This is a genomic window from Shinella sp. SUS2 (genome assembly GCF_001262505.1).
Taxonomy (GTDB): domain Bacteria; phylum Pseudomonadota; class Alphaproteobacteria; order Rhizobiales; family Rhizobiaceae; genus Shinella.
Genome location: NZ_KQ410729.1, coordinates 147,370 through 171,590, shown reverse-complemented (window position 1 = coordinate 171,590; position 24,221 = coordinate 147,370). Strand labels below are relative to the sequence as shown.

Annotated in this window: 24 protein-coding genes; 9 read left to right on the top strand and 15 right to left on the bottom strand. The window is 64.6% G+C overall.

Features of this window, described 5'->3' with window-relative positions; all coding sequences use genetic code 11:
* Positions 1 to 218 precede the first annotated feature (218 nt).
* The 5 genes from map to AKG11_RS12840 form a co-directional block, all read right to left on the bottom strand.
* Positions 219 to 971 (bottom strand): type I methionyl aminopeptidase, encoded by a 753-nt coding sequence (gene map, locus AKG11_RS12860; protein WP_023512074.1) that lies wholly within the window; start codon positions 969 to 971, stop codon positions 219 to 221.
* 45 nt (positions 972 to 1,016) lie between these two features.
* Complete coding sequence (locus tag AKG11_RS12855) at positions 1,017 to 2,078, bottom strand: LLM class flavin-dependent oxidoreductase (protein ID WP_023512073.1); 1,062 nt, start codon at positions 2,076 to 2,078, stop codon at positions 1,017 to 1,019.
* A 131-nt stretch (positions 2,079 to 2,209) separates the two neighbouring features.
* On the bottom strand, positions 2,210 to 2,692 hold the full coding sequence (locus tag AKG11_RS12850) for an SRPBCC family protein (protein ID WP_050744153.1): 483 nt from the start codon (positions 2,690 to 2,692) through the stop codon (positions 2,210 to 2,212).
* Between the two features lie 79 nt (positions 2,693 to 2,771).
* Positions 2,772 to 4,028: an RNA polymerase sigma factor gene (locus AKG11_RS12845; protein ID WP_050744152.1), complete on the bottom strand. Its 1,257-nt coding sequence runs from the start codon at positions 4,026 to 4,028 to the stop codon at positions 2,772 to 2,774.
* Positions 4,025 to 4,399, bottom strand: coding sequence for a YciI family protein (locus AKG11_RS12840; RefSeq protein ID WP_024270168.1), 375 nt, complete (start codon positions 4,397 to 4,399; stop codon positions 4,025 to 4,027). The genes AKG11_RS12845 and AKG11_RS12840 overlap by 4 nt, the downstream gene beginning before the upstream one ends.
* Positions 4,400 to 4,593: 194 nt before the next feature.
* Between AKG11_RS12840 and AKG11_RS12835 the strand changes: the two genes are divergently transcribed.
* The gene (locus AKG11_RS12835; RefSeq protein ID WP_156334094.1) at positions 4,594 to 5,442 is read left to right on the top strand and encodes a hypothetical protein; all 849 of its coding nucleotides are present in this window, start codon (positions 4,594 to 4,596) and stop codon (positions 5,440 to 5,442) included.
* Positions 5,443 to 5,483: 41 nt separating this feature from the next.
* Here the strand turns inward: AKG11_RS12835 and AKG11_RS12830 are convergent, their stop codons facing one another.
* Positions 5,484 to 5,825 carry a YkgJ family cysteine cluster protein gene (locus AKG11_RS12830; protein WP_245290103.1) on the bottom strand — a complete coding sequence of 114 codons (342 nt, stop codon included), beginning with the start codon at positions 5,823 to 5,825 and terminating at the stop codon, positions 5,484 to 5,486.
* A gap of 140 nt (positions 5,826 to 5,965) precedes the next feature.
* Positions 5,966 to 7,459, bottom strand: coding sequence for a glycerol kinase GlpK (gene glpK, locus AKG11_RS12825; RefSeq protein ID WP_050744150.1), 1,494 nt, complete (start codon positions 7,457 to 7,459; stop codon positions 5,966 to 5,968).
* A 196-nt stretch (positions 7,460 to 7,655) separates the two neighbouring features.
* Here glpK and AKG11_RS12820 point away from each other — a divergent pair, with 196 nt between their 5' ends.
* Together AKG11_RS12820 and xdhC are read left to right on the top strand one after the other, a co-directional pair.
* The gene (locus AKG11_RS12820) at positions 7,656 to 8,429 is read left to right on the top strand and encodes a 3-hydroxybutyrate dehydrogenase (RefSeq protein ID WP_023513854.1); all 774 of its coding nucleotides are present in this window, start codon (positions 7,656 to 7,658) and stop codon (positions 8,427 to 8,429) included.
* A gap of 133 nt (positions 8,430 to 8,562) precedes the next feature.
* A complete protein-coding gene (xdhC, locus tag AKG11_RS12815) occupies positions 8,563 to 9,399 on the top strand; it encodes a xanthine dehydrogenase accessory protein XdhC (RefSeq protein WP_050744149.1) in 837 nt (278 codons plus the stop codon).
* On the opposite strand, the gene AKG11_RS12810 is transcribed toward xdhC, so the two are convergent.
* Positions 9,396 to 9,575 carry a hypothetical protein gene (locus AKG11_RS12810; protein ID WP_023513852.1) on the bottom strand — a complete coding sequence of 60 codons (180 nt, stop codon included), beginning with the start codon at positions 9,573 to 9,575 and terminating at the stop codon, positions 9,396 to 9,398. The genes xdhC and AKG11_RS12810 overlap by 4 nt on opposite strands.
* Positions 9,576 to 9,676: 101 nt before the next feature.
* Here AKG11_RS12810 and AKG11_RS12805 point away from each other — a divergent pair, with 101 nt between their 5' ends.
* From AKG11_RS12805 to guaD, 3 genes are all read left to right on the top strand, one after another.
* Complete coding sequence (locus AKG11_RS12805) at positions 9,677 to 10,570, top strand: LysR substrate-binding domain-containing protein (RefSeq protein ID WP_050744148.1); 894 nt, start codon at positions 9,677 to 9,679, stop codon at positions 10,568 to 10,570.
* 122 nt (positions 10,571 to 10,692) lie between these two features.
* On the top strand, positions 10,693 to 11,925 hold the full coding sequence (locus AKG11_RS12800; RefSeq protein ID WP_050744147.1) for a urate hydroxylase PuuD: 1,233 nt from the start codon (positions 10,693 to 10,695) through the stop codon (positions 11,923 to 11,925).
* Positions 11,926 to 11,930: 5 nt separating this feature from the next.
* A complete protein-coding gene (guaD, locus tag AKG11_RS12795) occupies positions 11,931 to 13,238 on the top strand; it encodes a guanine deaminase (protein WP_050744146.1) in 1,308 nt (435 codons plus the stop codon).
* Between the two features lie 46 nt (positions 13,239 to 13,284).
* On the opposite strand, the gene uraH is transcribed toward guaD, so the two are convergent.
* Genes uraH through puuE form a run of 4 tightly spaced genes read right to left on the bottom strand, consistent with a single transcriptional unit; the run spans position 13,285 to position 15,627 of the window.
* Complete coding sequence (gene uraH, locus AKG11_RS12790; protein ID WP_050744145.1) at positions 13,285 to 13,647, bottom strand: hydroxyisourate hydrolase; 363 nt, start codon at positions 13,645 to 13,647, stop codon at positions 13,285 to 13,287.
* Between the two features lie 7 nt (positions 13,648 to 13,654).
* On the bottom strand, positions 13,655 to 14,149 hold the full coding sequence (locus AKG11_RS12785) for an ureidoglycolate lyase (RefSeq protein ID WP_050744144.1): 495 nt from the start codon (positions 14,147 to 14,149) through the stop codon (positions 13,655 to 13,657).
* Between the two features lie 51 nt (positions 14,150 to 14,200).
* The gene (uraD, locus tag AKG11_RS12780) at positions 14,201 to 14,698 is read right to left on the bottom strand and encodes a 2-oxo-4-hydroxy-4-carboxy-5-ureidoimidazoline decarboxylase (RefSeq protein WP_050744143.1); all 498 of its coding nucleotides are present in this window, start codon (positions 14,696 to 14,698) and stop codon (positions 14,201 to 14,203) included.
* Entirely contained in the window at positions 14,695 to 15,627 is a 933-nt protein-coding gene (puuE, locus tag AKG11_RS12775; RefSeq protein ID WP_050744142.1) for an allantoinase PuuE, read from the bottom strand. Before puuE ends, uraD begins: the two co-directional genes overlap by 4 nt.
* Before the next feature lie 134 nt (positions 15,628 to 15,761).
* On the opposite strand from puuE, the gene AKG11_RS12770 reads away from it, so the two are divergent.
* Complete coding sequence (locus AKG11_RS12770; protein WP_050744141.1) at positions 15,762 to 16,136, top strand: PRC-barrel domain-containing protein; 375 nt, start codon at positions 15,762 to 15,764, stop codon at positions 16,134 to 16,136.
* A gap of 7 nt (positions 16,137 to 16,143) precedes the next feature.
* Here the strand turns inward: AKG11_RS12770 and AKG11_RS12765 are convergent, their stop codons facing one another.
* Positions 16,144 to 17,322 carry an NAD(P)/FAD-dependent oxidoreductase gene (locus AKG11_RS12765; protein WP_050744140.1) on the bottom strand — a complete coding sequence of 393 codons (1,179 nt, stop codon included), beginning with the start codon at positions 17,320 to 17,322 and terminating at the stop codon, positions 16,144 to 16,146.
* Between AKG11_RS12765 and mnmD the strand changes: the two genes are divergently transcribed.
* Positions 17,321 to 18,043 carry a tRNA (5-methylaminomethyl-2-thiouridine)(34)-methyltransferase MnmC2 gene (gene mnmD / locus AKG11_RS12760; RefSeq protein ID WP_050744139.1) on the top strand — a complete coding sequence of 241 codons (723 nt, stop codon included), beginning with the start codon at positions 17,321 to 17,323 and terminating at the stop codon, positions 18,041 to 18,043. The two genes, AKG11_RS12765 and mnmD, sit on opposite strands and share 2 nt — an antisense overlap.
* A 4-nt stretch (positions 18,044 to 18,047) precedes the next feature.
* Here the strand turns inward: mnmD and AKG11_RS12755 are convergent, their stop codons facing one another.
* Positions 18,048 to 21,707, bottom strand: a complete 3,660-nt coding sequence (locus tag AKG11_RS12755) for a PAS-domain containing protein (RefSeq protein WP_156334093.1) — start codon at positions 21,705 to 21,707, stop codon at positions 18,048 to 18,050.
* A 247-nt stretch (positions 21,708 to 21,954) separates the two neighbouring features.
* Here AKG11_RS12755 and AKG11_RS12750 point away from each other — a divergent pair, with 247 nt between their 5' ends.
* On the top strand, positions 21,955 to 23,550 hold the full coding sequence (locus AKG11_RS12750; RefSeq protein ID WP_037405753.1) for a trimethylamine methyltransferase family protein: 1,596 nt from the start codon (positions 21,955 to 21,957) through the stop codon (positions 23,548 to 23,550).
* An 18-nt stretch (positions 23,551 to 23,568) separates the two neighbouring features.
* On the opposite strand, the gene AKG11_RS12745 is transcribed toward AKG11_RS12750, so the two are convergent.
* Complete coding sequence (locus AKG11_RS12745) at positions 23,569 to 24,021, bottom strand: host attachment protein (RefSeq protein WP_023512043.1); 453 nt, start codon at positions 24,019 to 24,021, stop codon at positions 23,569 to 23,571.
* Positions 24,022 to 24,221 lie beyond the last annotated feature (200 nt).

Genomic DNA, 24,221 nt, shown 5'->3' with positions numbered 1-24,221 from the left:
CCGGATTACCGAGATTTAATGGAAGGCGCTCCACCGGGAACGGTGGTGCCGAAGACGGTATTCCGCCGACGCGGCCGACTTGCCGGCAAGGAAAATGTCCCTTGCTGCCAGCCAGTTCCTGCACGCACCCGGTCGGCAGTGTGCCGGTGGGATGCACGCGGCCAAGGCCGCCTGTTGCAGCGACAAGGCCGGCAAAAGCCGGCCGTTGATCCCTCGGATCAACCCGGCAGCGTCACCACGAGCGGCCCGTTGCGGGTGGCAACGACGGTGTGTTCGAACTGCACCGTCGGTGCGCTCGGCTCGCTGTAGAGCGTCCATTCGTCGTTGCTGCCGCCCTCCGCCCAGTTGGCGCCCAGCGAGAGGAACGGCTCGACGGTGAAGACGAGACCTTCCGTCATGCGGCGCTTTTCCTGCGGGTCCGGCCAGGTGGCGATTTCCGTCGGCTCCTCGTGCAGCGAGCGGCCGACACCGTGGCTGGCGAGATTGGCGATCAGCGTGTAACGGTTCTTGCGGGCGAATTCGCCGATGGCATTGCCGACCTCGGCGAGCGGCCGGCCGGCCTTCACCGACTTCAGCCCGACCCAGAGCGCCCGCTTGCCGTCACGGCAGAGGCGCTCGACCGCCGGCGTCGACCGTCCCACGGTAAAGGACGCGCCGGTATCGGCGAAATAGCCGTCGAGCGCGGCGGAAACGTCGATGTTGACGAGATCGCCGTCGCGGATCACCCGGTCGCCCGGAATACCGTGCGCCACCTCTTCATTGACGCTGATGCAGGTCGCGCCCGGAAAGGCATAGCAGCTTTCCGGCGCCGAACGCGCGCCCGCCGCCTCCAGCATGCGCCGGCCGATCAGATCGAGTTCGGCCGTCGTCATGCCCGGCCGGATGGCCGTCGACATGTGCTGCAGCACATTGGCGCAGATCCGGCCGATGGCCTTCAGGCCGTTGAGGTCTTCGTCGTTTTCCAGGGTCATCGCATCTCTCTTTCGCGGGCCTCTTATCACGCCCGCGCGCCGCTGTCAGGCAGAAGCGGCCACGGCGTCCTTTGCTGCATCCGCCAGCATCTCGCGCACCAGCGGGGCGACCTTCGTGCCGTAGAGCTCGATGCCGCGCAGCACCGCGTCATGCGGCATCGGGCCGATCGCCATCTGCAGCAGGAACCGGTCGTTGCGGAAGATCCGGTGGTGATCGGCGATCTTCTTCGCCACCGTCTCGGGATCGCCGAGGAAGAGATGGCCGGCCGGCCCGGTCGACTGGTCGAATTGCGCCCGGCTTGTCGGCCCCCAGCCGCGCTCGCGGCCGATGCGGTTCATCACCTCGGCCTGCGGACCGTAGAAGGTGTCGGCCGCAGCGGCTGTGGTGTCGGCGATGAAGCCGTGCACGTTGATGCTGGTCTTCAGCTTGCCCGCATCCTGACCCGCGCGGCGGGCAGCCTCGCGGTAAAGATCGAAGAGCGGTGCATAGCGTGACGGCGTACCGCCGATAATGGCAAGCGCCAGTGGCAACCCATAGGCCCCCGCCCGGGCCACCGATTGCGGCGTGCCGCCGACGGCGATCCAGACCGGCATGCGGCCATGCACGGGGCGCGGATAGACGCCGAGCCCCGGCAAGGGCGGACGCATCGTCCCGTTCCACGACACCGTTTCGCTCTCGTTGAGCGCCAAAAGCAGGTCCAGCTTCTCCTCGAAGAGCCGGTCATAATCATCGAGCGCATAGCCGAAGAGCGGGAATGATTCGACGAAGGAGCCCCGTCCCGCCATGATCTCCGCCCTACCGCCGGAGATGAGGTCGACCGTCGAGAACTGCTGGAAGACGCGCACCGGATCATCCGAGGAGAGCACCGTCACCGCGCTCGTCAGCCGGATGCTCTTGGTCCGCGCGGCCGCGGCGGCCAGAACGACGGCCGGCGCGGAGGCGGCGTAGTCCGCCCGGTGGTGTTCGCCGAGCCCGAAGACGTCGAGCCCGACCTGGTCGGCAAGCTCGATCTCTTCCAGGAGATGCTTCAGCCGCCGCTCCCCTTCCCGCCCCTTGTCGGCAGCATTCGGATCGACGTCGGCAAATGTATAGAGGCCAAGTTCCATGGGATGTTCCAGGCAAGAGGGATTTGCCCAGAGATATGGCCGGCGCAAGCGGCTTGAAAGGGCCGTTCGGGAAACAGTGTGTTCACGAAGATGAAGAGGACGGATGCAGCGCGCCCGTCCCCGCACATCTGTCAAAGCCGCGCGGCCACTGCCTCCAGCTGCGTCGCCACCTGGCCCCAACCCTCGTGGAAACCCATCTTCTCGTGCATCTCGCAATCCTCGACGGACCAGTGACGGGCGATCGCGGTGTAGCGGGTCTTGCCGTCGCCGGCGTCTTCGAACAGGATCTCGGCGCTGAAAAAGGCCTTTTCGGTGGGCTTCCAGTCGGGGCCGAAGGCATCGGTCGTAATGATGCGCCTGTCCTTCTCCACCTTCAGGAAGATGCCGGTGCTGTCCATATGGAAGCCGTCCGGGCCGGTCATCACCGTGCGGAACTTGCCGCCGTCGCGCGGCTCGATCTCGATGACCGGCGTCTCGTAGGGTTTTGGCGCGAACCACTCCTTCATCAGCTCCGGCGTCGTCCAGGCCTTGAAGAGCTGCGCGGGCGTGGCGTTCAAAACGCGGGTGAGCACCAGTTCGCGGTTGTTGGCGGGCTTGATCTCGACGTCGGTCATGTCTGTCTCCTCGTTGGGTGTGTTCTCTGGTTCGTCTCAAGGACGCCCGTCAGGCGACCGATCCGACATCGAAAGCGGATTATTTTTCGGCCGCGGCCCTCTCGCGCTGCATGCTGTCGAGATGCTGGCGGATATGGGCGGCCTCGGCCGAGGAGGTGGCGAGCGCGATGGCGCGGTCGAAGGCCTCATGCGCTTCGCCATAACGGCCGAGCTGCTTCAGAAGACCGCCACGCAGGCCGTGGAAATAGAAGTAGCCGTTCAGTTTTTCGGCAAGCGGCTCGATCAGCGCCAGCGCCGCCTCCGGCCCTTCCCGCTTGGAAACGGCGACGGCGCGGTTGAGCCGCACCACCGGCGAAGGCTGCAGGCGCTCCAGCGTCTGATAGAGCAGGTCGATCTCGAGCCAGTCCGTCTCACCGGCCGTCTTCGCACGGGCATGCAACGCGGCGATCGCCGCCTGGATCTGGAAGGCGCCAGGTGCCCGGTGGCGGATCGCCTTGTCGATCAGCACCAGCGCCTCGTCGATCAGGCCCCGGTCCCACAGCGCGCGGTCCTGGTCCTCCAGCAGGACGATCTGCCCGTCCCCGTCGAAACGGGCCGCAAGCCGCGAGTGCTGGAGCAGGAGCAGCGCCGTCAGGCCCATGATCTCCGGTTCGGTGGGAAAGAGCTTCAGGAGCAGGCGTGCCAGCCGGATCGCCTCGGCGCAGAAGGGCGTGTCCGCCTTGTCCGGCGCGCCGGCCGAATAGCCCTCGTTGAAGACGAGATAGATCATCGCGGCGACAAGGCCGAGCCGCTCGGCCCGCGCCACCGCATCCGGCGTCTCGAAGGGAATACCGGCGGCCCCCACCTTTGCCTTCGCGCGGGTGATGCGCTGCTCCATCGCCGCCTCCGAGACGAGGAACGCACGGGCGATCTGCCGGACGGACAGGCCCGAGACGATGCGCAGCGCCAGCGCGATCTGCTGCGTCGCCGGCAGGTCCTTGTGGCAGCAGACGAAGAGCAGGCGGAGAATGTCGTCGCGGTAATGCGCACCGTCCAGCCGGTCCGCGAGATCGCTTTCCGTATCCTCCAGATCGGACAGCACCTCCTCGGGCGGCAGCGGCTGGTGTTTGGCACGCTTGCGCACCTGATCGATACCGCTGTTGCGGCCGACGAAGATGAGCCAGGCAGCCGGATCGCGCGGCGGGCCCTTGTCGGGCCAGGTCTTCAGCGCGCGAAGACACGCCTCCTGATAGGCCTCCTCCGCCATGTCGAGGTCACGGAAATAGCGCAACAGCGCTCCCATGGCCTGCGGCCGTGCCGAGGTCAGCGCCAGATCGATCCAGGCAAGCTCTGTCATGTGATGGGTACTCCCGGATTGAAATACTGCAACGGCCGGACCTCATAGGTGCCGTTCGCCGGATTGACCGCGGAAAGCTCGCGGGCGAAGGTGATTGCCTCCTCCAGCGTCTCCACGTCGAGCACGAAGAAGCCGAGGAACTGCTCCTTGGTTTCGGCAAAGGGGCCGTCCATGACGATATCGTCCGTCGCGCCCTTGCGCACGGTGACGGCCGCCGTCGTCGGCATCAGCCGCGCGACGGGACCGAGCTTGCCGGCCTCGGCATACCGCTGGTTGACCGCACCGAGATCGGCCATGACCTGCGCGTCGAGTTCCTTCGACCAGGCGTTGACTTCACTTTCGGCATCGTAACAAAGAACGGCATACAGCATGGTGATCTCCCATTGGTTGATAGACGTAGGAGTAGCTGCTCCGCCGACAGGGCGCACCGGAATATTTTTGACCATCGGCAAGAAACGGACCGGCAATGCCGGTCTCGCGCGCCGGTTCCGTCAAATTTGCGCAATCGGGCCGGGAATATCTTAATTCACAAATGCTAGGAGAGGTCGAAACGGAGACCCTTTCCATGGTGGCGGAGAACGAACGCGCAAGGCTCATCGATGAGTTCCGCGCTTGGAAATCCGGGATTTTCTCCCTCACCAGAGAGATCGTGGATCGCCGTGCCTTTGCAAACGGCAAGGACCAGCTGACCGTACTCCTGAAGGACCTGCCCGCCCGGAATTTCGACCCCGTCTTCACCCTTCGCATCGGCGACGAGGCCGGCGAGATCCAGCGGGCGACGCATGCCGCCTTCCGCCATGCCGGCCACCAGCCGGGAATGCCCGAAACCTTCAGCGGTCTCGGTTTCGATCTCTCGGCGCATGAACGCGCCGTCGACGCGGCGAAGCGTTTCCACCAGGGCATCGAGATCAGCCTCTACAATCGCGGGGTCTACGATTTCCTGGCGAAGTCCGATGCCGAGATCACAAGCGAATGCAATGCCGTCGGCAGCGCCTGGCAGGGCGCCTTCGACACGCTCGAATCCGCTCCGATCGACGGCATGCACGATGTGCTGGCGCTGGCGGCAGCCATCCCGCGCGGCGATCACTACCACTATGGATTTTCGACTGGCGTCACGGCCTCGGGCGGGAGAACGGCGACGAGTGACCCGGTGGCCTATGCTGAGGTGGTTTTCAACGCGCTGATCGCCGTCGAGTTTCATCGTTTCATGCACGACCACCTGCCGACGCTCGCGCTGCCGCACGGCATGGTCGCGATCGTCGCGGAGCACGATCTTCTCTTCGTGCCGCACACGCATTATCGCCTGCCCGGGCCGACGGCATGCAGGCAGGAGCCGTCACCGCCTCCAATCCGCCAGGCCGCCCCCACACCCGGGAAAACCAACGTCTTCGGGCGCCGGACCCAAAGGCCATAGCGCGCCGTCACCAAGGGCGAACAACCGGACGCGGCTGCCGATCAGATCTTGAACACGTCGTCGCGCCAGAAGACGATGACATAGCCGCCCGAGCGCTCGGCCTCACGCGCCCATTGACGCAATTGCGTGTGGTAGGGTTCGCTTCGCCAGATGTCCGGGTGATCCACATCGACGAGGACCGTCATCTGCGGCCCCTGCCGATAGATCATCATGCGCGCGCGGGCTGGCTCCCACTCGTCCCCAAGCGTTTCGTCGACCATCCAGAGACAGAGAAAGTCCCGGCAGACCGAGGGGCGGTCGGCATAGATGGAACAGCCCGCCCCTTCGACGCAATGCGTGCACCAGGCGTTGGCCGGTTTGTCGAACAGGTCGATCTCGGGCAAACGACAACAGAGCGTGCACGAACCGCAGGATCGGCCTTCGACGGTGGGAGAGGATAGTTGCATGCCATGGCCATAGCATCTGGAGGCGCCGCACCGAAAGGCCGCCCGTATCGAGAGCATGCCAGCTTCGGCAGGAATGCCTACCTGTCGCTCAGCGTTCGCCGAACCGCATCCTTCCAGCCCTTGATCTTCACCGCACGGGTCTTCTCGTCCATTTGAGGCTCGAAACGCGTATCCCGCGCCCAGGACTTGGCGAACCCCTTGCGGTCCGGCCACACGCCCGCGCGCTGGCCGGCGAGCCACGCGGCGCCGAGGGCCGTGGTCTCCAGGATGGTCGGGCGATCGACGGGAGCATCGAGGATGTCGGCGAGGCGCTGCATGGTCCAGTCGGATGCGACCATGCCGCCATCGACGCGCAGCACCGTTTCCTTGCCGTTCGCCTTCCAGTCCTTGTGCATGGCGTCGAGCAGGTCGCGCGTCTGGTAGCAGACGGCCTCGAGCGCGGCGCGGGCGAATTCCGCCGGCCCCGTGTTGCGCGTCATGCCGTAGATGGCAGCGCGGGCATCCGGATCCCAGTGCGGCGCGCCGAGGCCGGTAAAGGCGGGCACGAGATAGACGTTCTGCGTCGGATCGGCCTTGGCGGCAAGCTCACCGGTGTCGGACGCGGCCTTGATGACCTTCAGCCCGTCGCGCAGCCATTGCACGGCCGCACCGGCGATGAAGATCGAGCCTTCCAGCGCATAGGTCGTTTCGCCGTCGAGCCGGTAGGCGATGGTGGTGAGCAGGCGGTTTTTCGAGCGCACCATGTCCGTGCCGGTGTTGAGCAGCGCGAAGCATCCGGTACCATAGGTCGACTTCATCATGCCCGGCTCGAAGCAGGCCTGGCCGATGGTGGCCGCCTGCTGATCGCCGGCAACGCCGAGGATCGGGATTTCCGCGCCGAACAGGCTCTTCTCCGTCACGCCGAAATCGGCGGCGCAGTCCAGCACGTCGGGCAGCATGGCCTTGGGCACGCGCAGGATGTCGAGCAACTCCTCGTCCCAGGCGTTCGTGCCGATGTTGTACATCAGCGTACGGCTGGCATTGGTGGCGTCGGTGACATGGGACTTGCCGCCGGTCAGCCGCCAGATCAGGAACGTGTCGATCGTGCCGAAGCAGAGATCGCCCTTGGCGCCCCGCGCCCGCGCGCCCTTCACGTTGGAGAGCATCCAGGAAAGCTTCGTGCCGGAAAAATAGGGGTCGAGCAGCAGGCCCGTCTTCCGGGTGAAGGTCTTTTCGAGATCCTGCTTCTTCAGTTTCTCGCAATAGGAGGCGGTGCGGCGGTCCTGCCAGACGATGGCGTTGTGGATCGGCTTGCCGCTCTCGCGCTCCCACACGACGACAGTCTCGCGCTGGTTGGTGATGCCGATGGCGGAAATATCGGAAGCGGCAAGGCCCGCCTTCTTCAACGCGGCCTTGACGGACCAGACGACGCTGTCCCAGATTTCCTCCGGATCATGCTCGACCCAGCCGGATTGCGGAAAGTGCTGCGTGAATTCCTTCTGGCCGGAACCGACGACCTTCTGGCTACCGTCGAAGACGATCGCCCGGCTCGATGTCGTGCCCTGATCGATCGCGAGAACATATCCGCCCATCATTTCCTCCCAGCTGCGGGTCGCTCCCAGACCCTTCGGAATCTTCAATACGATACTAAAACGAATGTCAAAGGAAAACAAAACGCAAGTCATGTTCTGCTTTCAGCGGGACTGTACCGCGCGGAAAACGCAATTGTCATCGCGCGAGTTTTAGGCGTAGGCTACCGCAACGCAGCATGATCGGGAGACAGCAAGCATGAAAAGCGTCGTCGTAACGGGCTCCACCAGCGGCATCGGCCTTGCCATTGCCACCGCCTTCGCCGAAAGCGGCGCCAATGTCGTCATCAACGGTTTCGGCGCAAAGGACGAGATCGAGGCAACCCGCGCAAAGCTCGACGACCTCGGCAAGGGGCGCGTGCTCTACCACCCCGCCGACATGACGAAGCCGCACGAGATCTCCGACCTCATCCAGACGGCCGTGGAAGAGTTCGACGGCGTCGATGTCCTCGTCAACAATGCCGGCATCCAGCACGTCGAGAAGATCGAGGATTTTCCGGTGGAGAAATGGGACCAGATCATCGCGATCAACCTTTCCAGCTCCTTCCACACGATCCGCGCCGCCATTCCGCACATGAAGCGCAAGGGCTGGGGCCGCGTCATCAATGTCGCCTCGGCGCACGGCCTCGTCGCCTCGCCCTTCAAATCCGCCTATGTGGCGGCCAAACACGGCATCATGGGCCTGACGAAGACCGTCGCGCTGGAAGTCGCCGAGAACCGCATCACCGTCAACGCCATCTGCCCCGGCTATGTGCTGACACCGCTCGTCGAAAAGCAGATCCCCGACACGGCCAAGGCCCGCGGCATCAGCGAAGCCCAGGTGAAGTCCGATGTCATGTTGAAGTTCCAGCCGACCAAGGAATTCGTCGGGGTCGACGAAGTCGCGGCCATCGCGCTCTTCCTCGCCTCCGATGCGGCAAAATCGATCAACGGCACCCATATATCAGTGGATGGCGGCTGGACCGCCCAATAGAAACGGACATGCTGGGCACCCGCTATGCCCGCATATCCCCGGCGGCGGAGCGCCTTGCTCCGCCAGAGGCCACACACGCCCGAAACGCGTGCATCGGCCATCGGACGGCCAAGGGCCGTCGAAGAAGGATGACATGAACTTTCTGCAGGACAGTCTGGAGGGCTTTCTCGCCCGGGAGCACCGCATCGTCATCGTCGAGATCACGGCGGCGATCGGGTCGACCCCACGCGACGAAGGCACGTTCATGCTGGTGGCGCCGACCGAAATTCACGGCACAGTCGGCGGTGGCCAGCTTGAATATGACGCGATCGAGAATGCCCGCAAGATGCTGGCGGGTGCCGGCGGTGAGGCTAGACTCGATATCCCGCTCGGGCCCGAGATCGGCCAGTGTTGCGGCGGGCGTGTCGAACTCGCCTTCACCATCGCCGACGAGGCGGCCCGCCGGACCCTCGACGCGCGCCTTGCGGAAGAGGAGCGGCGGAAGCCGCAGGTCTGGATCTTCGGTGCCGGTCACGTCGGCCGGGCACTGTCGGATGCACTGACCATGCTGCCGCTCAACGTCTTCGTCGTGGAGGCACGCCAGAGCGAGCTCGACCAGCTCACCTCCGAGGTGCACCATCGCCTCGCCGCCCTGCCGGAAGCGCTTGTCGCCGATATTCCGCCGGGTTCGGCCATCGTCATCGTCACCCATGACCATGCGCTGGATTTCCTAATCGGGCAGGAAGCGCTTGCCCGCACCGACCTTGCCTATGTCGGCATGGTCGGATCGAAGTCGAAGCGCACCTCCTTCCTGCACCATCTGGAACGACAGGGCATCGACCGCGGCGCGGCCGACCGGCTGGTTCTGCCGATCGGCGGCACGGCAGTGGACGACAAGCGCCCGGAGGTCATCGCCGCCATGACCACTTCGGAAGTGCTGCTTGCCTTTGCCGCATGGCGGCACAGAGACAGCGCACCCACGGCGGACTAGCCACGACCGTCGAGAAAACCGAGATCGCGCTTCATGTAGTCGGAAAGCTCGCACGGATCGAGGCGGGGGCGGCGTCTGCGCTGCCGCCAATGAAAGACACGGGAGAGCTTATGCCAAAGGCCTTCCTTGCGAAACGGCAGATGTGCCACCGGGGCCTCGTTGACGATGCATGCCATGGTAAAACCTCGTAAATTCCAATCCATTGCTTGCAGGATGCGCGCAAAAATGATGGAATTCCAATCGAAGCTTCGTCTGCACCCATAAAGAGAACTCAGCCTTGAAGATGTCGCGCAACTTCCCGCTCAATGCGCTCCGCGTCTTCGAGGCGGCCGCCCGGCATGCCAGCTTCACCCGCGCCGGCGACGAACTGGGCATGACGCAGACCGCGGTCAGCTACCAGATCAAGCTCCTGGAGGAGACGCTCGGCGAGACGCTGTTCCTGCGCCAGCCAAGGCAGGTCATCCTGAGCGAGGCCGGCGAGCGACTGGCGCCGAAGGTAGCCGAGGGGCTGACGAAACTCGCCGAAGCGGTGGCGGACCTGCGCGGCGCGGCCGAGCAGAAGCTGCACATCCACTCGACGCCCACCTTCGCCACGCAATGGCTGAGCCGCACGCTCGGCGACTTCCAGCTCAAGCATCCGACCATCGCCGTCCGGCTTTCCACGTCACAGGACCTGATCGACTTTGCCCGGGAAGAGGCGGATGTCTCGATCCGCTGGGGCAAGGGCGACTGGCCGGGCCTCACCTGCCACCGCGTCATGCGCATGGACTTCGCCCCCATGCTGAGCCCGGCACTGGCCGAAACGATCGGCGGCGTAAATGAGCCGGCCGACCTTCTGAAGCTACCGATCATCAGCCCGCTGGACATCTGGTGGCGCACCTGGTTTTCCGCGGCTGGCATCGACAACCCGGGCCTCGAACGGTTCCCCCCGAACGAGCTCGGCGTGCAGACGATCGACGCGCAGGTGGCGATGGCCGGCCAGGGCGTCGCAATCCTCAATCCCGGCCACTTCCGGGCGGAGGTCGCCGCCGGCCAGCTCTATCAACCCTTCACGCTGACCTGCAACGACGGCCGCGACTATTGGCTCGCCTATCCGGAAAACCGCCGCAACATCCTGAAGATTCGCGCCTTCCGCGACTGGATCCTGGCGACGATGCCGGCGGCGGTGTGAGCACTACCCCCTGGAACCCGGCTCGGGACGGGCATGGAAACCGCCGGTAGGCCGCCCCCTTTCCTCGCCCGCGATTCTTGCGCAATGTGCACCTTGCAAAACGACGATGAGGGAGCGCACCGATGTATGAATACGCCATCGCCTGGGAATGGCTGACCTTCGCGGTCCGCTGGCTGCATGTCATCACCGCCATCGCCTGGATCGGTTCGTCCTTCTACTTCATCGCGCTCGATCTCGGCCTCGTGAAGCGGCCGCATCTGCCGGCCGGCGCCTATGGCGAGGAATGGCAGGTGCACGGCGGCGGCTTCTATCACATCCAGAAATATCTGGTCGCACCGGCCCAGATGCCCGAGCACCTCACCTGGTTCAAATGGGAAAGCTACGCGACCTGGCTTTCCGGTTTCGCGTTGCTCTGTCTGGTCTACTACGGCGGCGCCGACCTCTTCCTCATCGATCGCTCGGTGCTCGACGTCTCGACGCCGGTCGCCATCCTCATCTCGCTCGCCTCGCTGGCGCTCGGCTGGATCCTCTACGACCTTCTCTGCAAGTCCCCGCTCGGCAGGAACACCTGGGGTCTGATGCTCGTTCTCTACGGCATCCTCGTCGCCATGGCCTGGGGTTACACGCAGGTCTTCACCGGCCGAGCCGCCTTCCTCCATCTCGGTGCCTTCACGGCGACGATCATGTCGGCCAACGTGTTCTTCATCATCATGCCGAACCAGCGCGTCGTCGTCGCCGACCTCATCGCCGGACGCACGCCTGATCCGAAATACGGCGTCATCGCCAAGCAGCGCTCCACGCACAACAACTACCTGACGCTGCCCGTCATCTTCTTCATGCTGCCGAACCACTATCCCCTCGCCTTCGCGACGGCCTTCAACTGGATCATCGCCGCGCTGGTCTTCCTGATGGGTGTGACGATCCGGCATTGGTTCAACACGACCCATGCCCGCAAGGGCAAACCCACCTGGACCTGGCTCGTCACCGCGCTCCTGTTCCTCCTCATCATGTGGCTTTCCACCGTGCCGAAGGTGCTTACCGGCGAAAGCGCCGAGGCCGGCCTGCCCTCCTCCGTAGAGCGTTTCGCATCGAACGGGCATTTCCCGGCAGTGCGCGATCTCGTCTCCACCCGCTGTTCGATGTGCCATGCCGCCGAACCCGTCTGGGAAGGTCTGCGCGCGGCGCCGAAAGATGTCGTGCTCGAAAGCGAAACGGCGATTGCCCTCCACGCCCGCGAGATCTATCTGCAGGCGGGGCGCAGCCATGCCATGCCGCCGGGCAACGTCACCGGCATGACGGCGGAAGAGCGGGCCCTCATCGCCGCCTGGTTCGAAACCGCAGCAGAAGGAAGCTGACCGCCATGACGAAAACCCTCATCCGCGGGCGCCTGCTCTCCTTCCACCGCCGCCCGGTCGCGATCGACGATGCCGCAAGCTATCGTTACGAGGAAGACGGCGGCCTGCTGGTGGAGGACGGGAAGATCACCGCCGTCGGCCCCTACGCGGACCTGCGCGCCAGCACGCCCGCCGACGTGGAGGAGATCGATCATCGCCCGCACCTCATCCTGCCGGGCCTCATCGACACGCACCTGCATTTCCCGCAGATGCAGGTGATCGGCTCCTATGCCGCGAACCTGCTGGAATGGCTGAACACCTATACCTTCCCGGAAGAGTGCCGTTTTGTCGAAAGCACGCACGCCGCCCGCATCGCCCGCCACTTCTACGACGAGATGATCCGCCACGGCACGACGACCGCGGTCGCCTACTGCTCCGTGCACAAGACCTCGGCCGACGCCTATTTCGCCGAGGCACTGAAGCGCGGCATGCGCATGGTGGGCGGCAAGGTGATGATGGACCGCAACGCGCCGCAGGGCCTGCTCGACACACCCGAAATGGGCTATGACGAGACGCGCGCCATGATCGCCGAATGGCACGGCAAGGGCCGCAACCATGTCGCCATCACCCCGCGCTTCGCGATCACCTCGACGCCGGCACAGATGGAGATGGCGGCGGCTCTGGCCGGCGAGTTCCCGGACCTCCATATCCAGACGCACCTTTCCGAAAACCACGACGAGATCCGCTTCACCAGCGAACTCTATCCGGACGCGATCGACTATACGGATGTCTATGCGAAATACGGTCTGCTCGGCCCGAAAAGCCTGTTCGGCCACTGCATCCATCTCTCCGAACGCGAGGCGGACGCGATGAGCGAGGCGGGCGCCGTCGCGGTGCACTGCCCCACCTCCAACCTCTTCCTCGGCTCCGGCCTCTTTCCCCTCAAGGCGCTGTCGCGCCGGGAAAAGCCGGTACGCATCGGCGTCGCGACGGATGTCGGCGGCGGCACGAGCTATTCCATGCTGAAGACGATGGACGAAGCCTACAAGATCCAGCAATTGCTCGGCGAGCGGCTGAACCCGTTCGAGAGCTTCTACCATATGACGCTCGGCAATGCCGAGGCGCTGTCGCTGCAAGACCGCATCGGCACGCTGGACGCCGGCACGGATGCCGACTTCGTGGTGCTGGACGCCGCCGCGACGCCCGCCATGGCACTGAAGATGGAAGTGGTGCGCTCGCTGACGGACGAACTCTTCCTGCTCCAGACGCTCGGCGACGACCGGGCAGTGCGCGAGACCTACGTGGCCGGCAAACCCATGAAGGCAACGCTCTAACGCATTGTCCGACGCCGAAGCGATCCCGCTTCGGCCGAAAATTGCTCTAGCTGCCGCGATAGGTCGAGTAGCTGTAGGCCGAGAGCAGCAGCGGGACGTGGTAGTGGCTCGACGGATCGGCGACGCCGAAGCGGAGCGGGATGCGGTCAAGGAAGGCGGGTTCGCTGACATCCGCCCCCGTCGCGCGCAGATAGTCACCGGCGTGGAACACCAGCTCGTAGGTGCCAGCCATGAAGCCGACGCCCTCGACCAGCGGGGCATCGACGCGGCCGTCGCCGTTCGTCACCGCACGCACGATGTGCTGGTGCTCGCCGTTCTCTATCCAGAACAGATCGATCGCGAGACCCGCGGCGGGCCTGCCGAGTGCGGTGTCGAGGACATGGGTCGTGAGGCGGCCGGGCTTGCTCATGGTTCCCTCAAGGGTGCTCGATGATGAAGGGCTCGTCGAAGAAGAACTCTTCCAGATTGACGCCGCCGCCGAGGCGATCGACGACGAGGAAATCGCTCACCGCATCCAGGGTCATCAGCGGGTGATGCCAGACGTTGCGGCGATAGTTGATGCCCTGCCGCCCGCCGGCGCGGAAGACCTGCGGCCGGCCCGGCTTGCCACCCTCGTCCTCCGCCACCACCACCAGCCAGGGCCGGTTGTCGATCGGCGAGAAGCTCTGGCTGCCGAAAGGGTGGCGCTCCATCATGTCGACGGCGTAGGGGAAGCTCCGCGGGCTGCCGCGGAAAAGGTTGATGATGACCTTCGCATCTTCGCCGACGACCTCGGCCTCGGCAAGCGCATGGTAGCGCTCCGTGTTGCCGCCGTTGATATGGCGCATCGTGGCGGGATCAGCCTCGATCACCGTGCCGAAGGGGGCGAAGGCTTCCTGGGTCAACGGCCGGATCGTCAGTTTCTCAGCCATGAGACAGCCCTCCCGGAGAGAGGAAGGGCGGTCTTTGGTGGTCGGGCATGTTCATTCTCCAGGGAGGGCAGCGGTCAGTCTGAGAAGCGCGATGCGCTCCACCTGTTTCTTCGCGGTTTCGAATTCCACCGCCGTCGCATTGCCGATACGGGCTTCGAAGGCGGCAAGGATGTCGTCCTTGGTAAGCCCTTTCACCGCGATGATGAAGGGGAAGCCGAACTTTTCCATATAGGCGGTGTTAAGTTCGGTGAAGCGGGCGTGTTCGGCCGGGGAAAGCCGGTCGAGGCCGGCACCGGCCTGCTCGTTGCGGCTGTCCTCCGTCAACTCGCCCGCAATCGCCAGCTTGCCCGCAAGATCCGGATGGGCGCGCAGCACGCCGAGCTGCTCGGCCTCGCTCGCCCTGCGGAATGCCGCCGCCAGCGCGGCATGCACGCCCTCTGCCGTCAGCGGCAGGGCAACGGTGCCGACATCCAGCGCACGCTCGGCGATGAAAGGCGAGTGCTCGAAGATCCCACCGAAGCGGGCGAGGAAATCTGCGCGGTCGATCATGCGCCCTTCGCCTTCGACGGGTGGTGATTCTCGATCCAGTGGCGCGCAATGTCGATGCGGCGCGGGATCCAGACCTTCTCGTGGCCGAGCACGTAGTCGACGAAGCGGGCAAGCGCCGCGGCACGGCCCGGACGGCCGACCAGCCGGCAATGAAGGCCGATGTTCAGCATCTTCGGGCTGCCTTCCGCACCTTCCTGGTAGAGCACGTCAAAGGCGTCCTTCAGGTAGTTGAAGAACTGGTCGCCGGCATTGAAGCCCTGCGGCGTCGCAAAGCGCATGTCATTGGTTTCGAGCGTATAGGGGATGATCAGGAAGGGTTCGCCATCGAGACCCGGCACGAAATACGGCAGGTCGTCGGCGTAGGAATCGGAGGAATAGACGAAACCGCCCTCCTCCATGACGAGACGCAGCGTGTTGTCGGAGGGCTTGCCCTGGTACATGCCGAGCGGGTGGGAGCCGGTCAGCTCCTTGTGCAGGCGCACGGCCTCGCGAATGTGCTCGCGTTCCTTCTCTTCGGAAAAGTCCTTGTATTCCAGCCAGCGATAGCCGTGGCTGGCGATTTCCCAGCCGGCTTCCTTCATGGCGGCGACGGCTTCCGGATTGCGTGCCATGGCAAGCGTCACCCCATAGACGGTGGTCGTGACGTTGCGGCTGGTGAACAGGCGATGCAGGCGCCAGAAGCCGGCGCGCGAGCCATATTCGTAGATCGATTCCATGTTGAGGTTACGCTGCCCCGGCCAGGGCTGCGCGCCGACGATTTCCGAGAGCAGGTTCTCCGATGCCGGGTCGCCGTCCAGCAGGCAGCTTTCGCCACCCTCCTCGTAATTGATGACGAATTGCACGGCGATGTTGGCATCACCCGGCCAGCGAACCTTGGGAGGCGTGCGGCCGTAGCCGATCAGGTCGCGCGGATAGGTCTTCTCAGTCATTCGATCACCTCGACAATGGACGGCACCGGTGCAGCGGCCGGCCCGAAGCCGAATTGAATCCGATGCATACCCTCATAAGGAACCATTACCGCCTTGGCCCGTTTCCTGTCCATCACAAGCAAGGAGAAACACCTATGGCCATGCAGGATGCAAACATTCGCGAAACCCAGAATCTGATCGCCAGCGACAAGGTGGAGGGAACGAGTGTCTACGGGGCCGACGGCAAGCATATCGGCTCGGTAGAGCGCCTGATTCTCGACAAGCGCAGCGGTCACGTCTCCTACGCGGTACTCAGCTTCGGCGGTTTCCTCGGCCTCGGCCAGGACCACTATCCCTTGCCCTGGGCGAAGCTGAACTATGACGAAGGCCTCGGCGGCTACCGCGTCGATGTGACGAAGGACCAGGTCGAGCGCGCGCCGCATTATGAAAGCGATGCTGAATACGACTGGAACCGCCGCAACGGCAAGGTAATCCACGACTACTACGGCGTGCCGCCTTACTGGATGTAAGGTGCGTTCACGTCCGTCCGGCTTCCTCGAAGTGGGCCGCGACGGTGAAGGAGGGCGGTACGCGAAGCGTGCCGCCCTCAATTTCATCCACCACAGTGCGCGCCAATTCATGCGCCAGGCCGAAGCTCACCTTGAAGCCCCCGGTCATCAGGCTGACATTCGGATGATCGGGATGCCGCCCCACCATCGGCTCCCGGCCGATCGCCTTTGGCCGCAGCCCTGCCCAGCGCTCCACGACCGGCGCCTCTGCCAGAACCGGAGCCGTCTGCCGCGCCTTGGCGATCAGCGCGTCCAGAAGGCCGTCGGTGCCTGAAGGATCGGAGAAGCTGTTCTCGCTGGTGCTGCCGATCGCAACCAGACCATCTTCATGCGGCACGATATAGAGCCCGTCAGCAAAGATCACCGGCAGCGCCGGATCGACAGAAGCCCGAAGCAACGCCGCCTGTCCCTTCACAGCGCTCCCCATCGGCCTTGCCAACAGAAGAGCAAGAGGGGCAAGCAAGGCAAAGGTCTCGACGCCAGCTGCCAGCACGCAATGGCCGAAGGCAAGGCTGGTTCCGTCCTCGAAACAGGCGACGCCGGTGGCAGGATCCAGTGCCTGAAGTCCAGCGCCTTCACAGATCGTCACCTTCGGCAGGCGCGCAAGAGCAGCCCGTAACACGGCGAGCAGTGCACGCGGCGCCAGGCGACCAGCAAGATGATCATGAACGAGCCCCGAGACCATCGCGACCTCGGCCGGCCATCCGGCGACGAGGGGGGCATCCAGCACCTCGAAGGCGAAGGTTCGATCAGGCATAGCCCAGGCGGACAATGCGTCCTGCGCATGGCCGATTGCAATGGCACGATTGTGCGGCTTCGGAAGGGGAATGAGGCGGCCCGAGCGGCGGTAACCGGCGGAAAGCCCGGTCTCGGCTTCCAGCGCCGCGATCTCCGCTTCGAGCGAGACCAGAGCGGCAAACTGGAAGGCCTTCTTGGCGTTCCAGCGATCCGGCAGGTGCGGCATCAGCGCGCCGAGCACGCCGCCGCTCGCACCGGCCCCGATCGTCCGGCGCTCGGCAAGGTGCACCGAGAGGCCCTGCCGGGCGGCAAAAAGCGCGGTCCACAGGCCCATCACCCCGCCGCCGACGACGATGAGGTCCACGGCCGGTTGACCGGCGGCCTTCCCGCGATTATCGGCATTCGACATGGCTGACCACAATCCTGAAAACGCGCCGCAGACCGAAGCCGCCCTCGACTGGCACGACGGCGATATGCCCTATTCCCTGGCCTTTGACGACCACTTTTATTGCCGCAGCGACGGCCGGCTGGAATGTGGCCACGTCTTCCTTGCCGGCAATGGCCTGCCGGACCGCTGGCAGCGGGCCGAACCGTTCCGCATCGCCGAACTCGGCTTCGGCACCGGCCTCAACCTCTGCGAGACCTGGCGGCAATGGCGCGGGACCGCGCCGGAAGGCGCAAGCCTCCACTTCACCTCCTTCGAGCGGTTTCCGATGGCGCGCGCGGACATCGCCCGGGCGCTCGCGCATTGGCCGGAAATCGAAGACGAACGTAAAATCCTTGCCGAGAAATGGCCGGAAGCGCCGGACGGACGTGTCGAGATCGACCTTGCCCCCGGCGTCCGCCTCACCGTAGTCTGCGGCGCGGCCATCGAAAGCCTCGAGAGCGAGACGACGCCGTTTGACGCCTGGTTTCTCGACGGCTTCGCGCCTGCACGCAATCCCGACATGTGGTCGGCCGAGCTGATGGCCGCAGTTTTCCGCCTGACCGTTCCGGGCGGACGCTTCGGCACCTATGCGGCGGCCGGTTTCGTACGGCGCAACCTTGCCGCCGCCGGCTTCGTCGTGGAGCGCCGCCCGGGTTTCGCCGGAAAGCGTGAAATGCTGTGTGGGGAAAGGCCGGCAACCTGAGCCGTCAGGACAGCGTGCCCGTCACGGCTTCCCTGCCGCTGCGCTTCAGCCAGCGGTCGAGCTTTTCTTCCAGCTTCTCGATGCTGATCGGCTTCGTCAGATAATCGTCCATACCCGCCGCAAGGCATTCCTCGCGGTCGCCATCGAGCACATGGGCGGTGACGGCGACGATCGGCACGCGGCGGCCGGAGCCGCTTTCGATCGCACGGATCGCACGGCTTGCCTGCAACCCGTCCATGACAGGCATGGAGATGTCCATCAGGATCATGCCGGGGTGCGACGCGCGGAAAACATCCACCGCCTCCTGCCCGTTCTCCACCAGCCGGAAGCGCAGGCCGCAGGCCATCAGCATCTGGGTGAAGAGGATCTGGTTGACCTCGTTGTCCTCGGCCACGAGGACATCGATGACTTCATCATCAGCAGCCGTGACCTCGGGAGAGGCCGCAAGCGGGCGTAGCGGCAGGACCTTGCCTTCGGTCACGCCTTGCGTCGGCGCCTTCATTCCCCGTGTCGCCCGCAGCACCTCGGATACCGTCTCCCGCAGCAGATCGGCCCGCACGGGCTTCATGAGATGGGCCTGGATATCCGGCGAGGAGAGCAACTTGTCCTCGGCCGAAAGGTTCATCGAGGTGAGCACGATCACTGCGGTGCCGGCGGTCGGGGCGCCTTCCCGCAGCGTTTGCACGAAATCGGGCGCACGGTCGGGGTGGTAGTCGAGCAGGATCGCATCGACCGACACGCCCATGTCGCCAGCAGCCGCAAGAACGGCAAGCGCTTCCGTCTCGGAGCCGACGGCGGTCGCGTCGAAACCCCAATCGAGCAGCATGTCGTGCGAAGCCTTGCGGGAGAGATCGTGCCCATCGACGACAAGAATGCGCGCACCGGGCGCCTTGGCCGGCACGATGCGGGCCGGCAGGGCGGCAACAGCAAGCGTCATCGGCAGGCGCACCGTAAAGGCCGACCCGTTGCCGACCTCGCTGGTCGCCGTCAGCGTGCCGCCGAAGAGGCGCGTCAGTCCGTCGGTAATCGCAAGACCGAGGCCGGTGCCCTCATGGCGACGGGTCGAAGACGCATCGACCTGCGAGAACTTCTCGAAGATCGATTCCATCTTCTCGGCCGGAATGCCTGCCCCCGTATCCTCGACACGGATGATGATCTCCACCTTGCCGTCGTCCCCCATCTGCGAGGAGAGGTCGATGAGAACGTGGCCGCGGTCGGTGAACTTGACGGCATTGCCGACGAGGTTGGTGACGATCTGGCGGAAGCGGCCGGCGTCCCCCATCACCACCGCCGGCATGCTGGCCGCGCCGCGCACGACGAGCTCGATATCCTTCTCCGCTGCCTTCGTCGACAGCAGCGTCGCCACGTCCTCGATCGCCTCCACCGGGTTGAAGCTGACGGCGCGCAGCGTCATCTGGCCGGCATCGATCTTCGAGAAATCGAGGATGTCATTGATGATGGTGAGAAGCGCATTGCCGGACTTCACCATGATATCGATGAAGGTCTTCTGCCGCGTGTCGAGGTTCGATTTCGCAAGCAGTTCCGCCATGCCGAGCACGCCGTTCATCGGCGTGCGGATTTCATGGCTCATATTGGCAAGGAATTCCGACTTCGCCTTGTCGGCCATCTCGGCGCGCGTGACGAGGCGGCGCAGTTCGTCTTCGCGGCTCTTGAGATCCGTGATGTCCGAAAAGACCATGACGTCGCGGCCGCGGCTGGTCGGGGTCACGTCGAGACGCAGCCAGCGCTGGTAGCCGCTGAAGATCGTCAGCGAAGCAGGCTTGCCGGTGAAGAGGATCGTCCCGAACTGGCTGGCATCGACCGGTTCTTCGCCGAGGAAGCCGGCAATGTTGCGATCAATGTTGCTTTGCAGCACATCCTTGACGAGCGCACCCGGCTGCAGGAGTTCGCTCGGCATGGCGATCATCTTCGACAGCGCCTCGTTGGAGAGAACCACCACACCATCTTCAATGATGAGGAGGCCCTGGCTCATCGAGGAGACCGCATCCTTGACGAGGCTGCCGACCTCTTCAAGGGCACTGCGGGTTTCCAGTACCTCGCGCTCGCGCTCGCGCCGCTCCGTAATGTCGATATAGGTCAGAAGGCAGCGGCCGCCGGAAATTGCGCAGCCGGCCTCGATCACCGTCCGGCCATTGGCATAGGCGACCTCGCGCACCGGCGTCTCGCCGGCGCGGATGCCTGAAATGCAGGCCGCATACCCCTCGGCATGCGGGCCGTCCTCCCCGCTGATGCCGCCCTGTATCTGCTGGAAGCGCAGGAGATCATCCAGCGGGCGCCCCTTCACCGGCGGCAACGCGCCGCCCCACAACTCCTCGAAGGCACCGTTCACCAGTTCGATATTGCCGGTCTCGTCGACGACGACGATGCCGACCGGCAGCGATTCGACGATACTCTCGATGTCCGCCCTGTCGGCTTCCGCCTGCCGCTGGGCCTCGATGAGCTGGCTTTCACGCTTCTTCAGCACCGTGGTGTCGGTGATCGAGCCGATGAGATAGCTCTTCTCGTCGAGCGTGGTGACCCGGTAGAGCCGCGAGATCGTCGGCAGCACCGAGCCGTCCGGCCGGATGTATTCGATCTCGGTCTCAAGCAGTTCGCCGGTATCGAGCACCTTCTGGTTCTGCGCGTGGAATTCCTCACCCTGCTCCGGATACATATCGAGCGTGGTGAGGCCGAGCAGTTCTTCCGGCTGCCGGCCCGTCAAGGCGACATAGGCGCGGTTGGCGAAGATCATGCGCTGGTTTTCGTCGCGCATGAAGCTTGCGACCGGTAGCTCGTCGAGCAGCGCCCGATAGAGACTGATCTCCTGCGAATGCTGCTTGAGACGTCCTTCGCTTTCCTTCAGCGCCGTCACGTCGATGCGCAGCGCAACGAGCGTGCCATCGGGCCGACGCTGGGTGACGAGGCGCGTCCAGCCACCAGCGAGGCGGACGACACATTCATGCAGTGGCAGATCATAGCTGGCGAGCCGCGCCGCCACCCAGCGCTCGCACTCCGCCTCCGATGTGCGTCCCACCTCGATGTCGTGCAGCGCACGCGTGAGCGCGACAAGACTGACGGGTCCATCGGCAAATTCACCAACGAGCACATGGTAGAATTCCCGCATGCTGCGGTTGGCATAACGCAGCCGGTTGTCGGCACCGAAGACGGCGACCCCGGCGCCGAGCGCGTCGAGCGCGTGCTCCACATGATCGGTGGCGGTCTCGCCCCGATCCGGGGCCAGGTCATCCACCGACACCCCTCCGGCACAATTCGCATTGGCGACCACACCGACTGTGGCGGCCAGCGCTTCGACCGACGGCGTAAAGAGGCCGACAAGCACCGAGAGGGTCGCAGAGATCCGCTCGCGTTTCATGGCGATATCGAAACTGCCTCCGCCGAACGGATGCAGATAGCGGGCCCGCTCGGGATTTCCGAAGATCAGGCAGCGGCGCTCCGGATCGTCCCGGTCGCCATGCCCCGGCGTCTCGCCGATTTCCTCGCTGGTCAGGCCTATCATCTCCGCAGCGCTATGGCCGAACAGGCGGGCATAGGCCTCGTTCACCGCCAGATAACGCAATTCGCTGCTTTTGACGTATGCCGGGTGCAGGTGTTCGCGAACGCGCGCACAGGCCGCCACCAGCAATTCGTCTTGAGATTCAGCCACGCCAGTTGCTCCCCAAAGCGGCACGGAGGGAGAGATTCATACCCCTCGGGGAGTATCATCAATCCTTGAACGGATGGTTAACCGTTCGTTGCCGGAAGTCATGCATCCGGGCAGGCGTGTTCCGAAAATGCACTTCGCCGCTATTGCTTATCAACCAGGGCATTTCGCTGTCGCAAATGGCGGAGGCACGCGCGCGCAAGATATGCAACAAGGGCAAGAGGCAAACCAGACCGGGGCTGCGCTGCACATGGGCGACGTGATCAAACTCGAAAATCACCTCGAACAACCGGAGGCATCCGAGGCGCCCGTCGAGCGCCGGCGCCGCAGCGGCGGGCGCAGTGCAGAGCGCACCCGCCGGCCGCAGACCACATCGAAATATCTCAATCTCGTCAACACGACGGCCCCCTCCGCGGTGCTTTCCGAGGATGCGCTGGAGGCCGTCCATCAGGCCTCGCTCGCCATCCTAGAAGAGATCGGCATGGACATCATCCTGCCGGAGGCCCGCGAGCGCATGAAGGCGGCCGGCGCGGACGTGACGCCCGGTACGGACCGCGTGCGCTTCGACCGCGGCCTCATCCTGGACATGATGTCTTCCGTCCCGCCGGCCTTCACGATGCATGCGCGCAACCCCCTGCGCAATGTGGAGATCGGCGGCAACAATCTCGTCTTCGCGCAGATCGCTTCTGCCCCCTTCGTCGCCGACCGCGACGGCGGCCGGCGCGCCGGCAATCAGGAGGATTTCCGCAAGCTGGTGAAGCTCGCCCAGTCCTACGACATCATCCATACAACGGGCGGCTATCCCGTCGAGCCGGTCGACATCCACGCCTCCGTTCGCCATCTCGACTGCTTGTCGGATCTGGTGACGCTGACCGACAAGGTCTTCCACGTCTATTCGCTCGGCCGGCAGCGCAATCTCGATGGCATCGAGATCGCCCGCATCGGCCGCGGCATCTCGATGGAGCAGATGGAGCGCGAGCCCTCGCTCTTCACCATCATCAACACATCTTCGCCGCTGCGCCTCGACGGACCGATGCTGCAGGGCATCATCGAGATGTCGGCGCGGGGGCAGGTCGTGGTGGTGACGCCCTTCACCCTCGCCGGCGCCATGGCACCGGTGACGATATCAGGCGCAGTCGTACAGCAGAATGCCGAGGCGCTGGCCGGCATCGCCTTCACGCAGATGGTGCGGCGCGGCGCGCCGGTCATGTATGGCGGCTTCACCTCCAACGTGGACATGAAAACGGGCGCGCCGGCCTTTGGCACGCCGGAATACATGAAGGCGGTGGTTGCGGGCGGGCAGCTCGCACGCAAATACAACATCCCCTATCGCACCTCGAACACCAACGCCTCGAACACGCTGGATGCGCAGGCCGCCTACGAATCCGCCTTCTCCCTCTGGGCGCTCACACAGGGCGGCGGCAATTTCATCATGCATTCGGCCGGCTGGAGCGAGGGCGGCCTGACGGCCTCCTTCGAAAAGTTCATCCTCGATGTCGACATGCTGCAGATGGTGGCGGAATATCTGGCACCACTCGATGTCAGCCCCGATGCCCTCGGCCTGGAGGCCGTGCGCGACGTCGGGCCGGGCGGCCACTTCTTCGGCACACCCCATACGCTCGCCCGTTACGAGACGGCATTCTATTCGCCGATCCTCTCGGACTGGCGCAACTTCGAGACCTGGACGGAAGCCGGCCGGCCGACCACCTACGACCATGCCAACCGGGTCTTCAAGGAAAAGCTCAACGCCTACGAGAAGCCGCCGCTCGACCCGGCGATCGAGGACGAACTGGAAGCGTTCGTCGCCAGGCGCAAGGAAGAGGGCGGCGTTCCCACCGATTTCTAAGACGCTTTTCGCACAGAATCAGGCGTTGAACATGATGGACCGCACGGAGGAGATCAGCTTCTCCGTCGGCAGGTTGGAAAAGTTCTTGTCGATTTCGGCCATGGTCAAGGTGCGCGTCTTGTCGGAGAGCTTGTTGCGCAGGTCCCCGAGTGTCTGCGGCGCGGCGCAGACGACAAGCCGGTCGAAGGCGCCTTCCGCGGCATAGTCATCGATGCGGCCGGCGACTTCGGCGGTGAACTTCTGCTGTTCCTCCCGCACCGGATCGCTCGAATATTCCATTGCGGAACGGCCGGGACCGACGGAGGAGTGGCTGCGGCCGGGCTTGTCGGCCATGATGTCCTGCGCCTTCTTCGGCTCCCAGCGAAAAACCTCCTGCTCCGGGCTCTGCTGGCCATCCTTCAACAGGTTCACCCCCTTGAGCAGGCGAGCCTGATTGCCATCAGCGGCGAGAATCCAAGTCGTAGCGGTCATATTTCACTCCCGTAGCGAGATTCATGGACAGGCGGACGAATCCGCCCCGCGCAGCATCCGACAGGATTGTGGCAGGATGCGCGTTGATCCAACGCAAGGAGGAGGCACATGTTCCTGATCGCGCGGGTCACGAAGCTGTTGGAAAGCCGCGCCCGCCCCTATCCCCACCCGGTGATGGCTCGCTAGGGTACCCGAAAGGA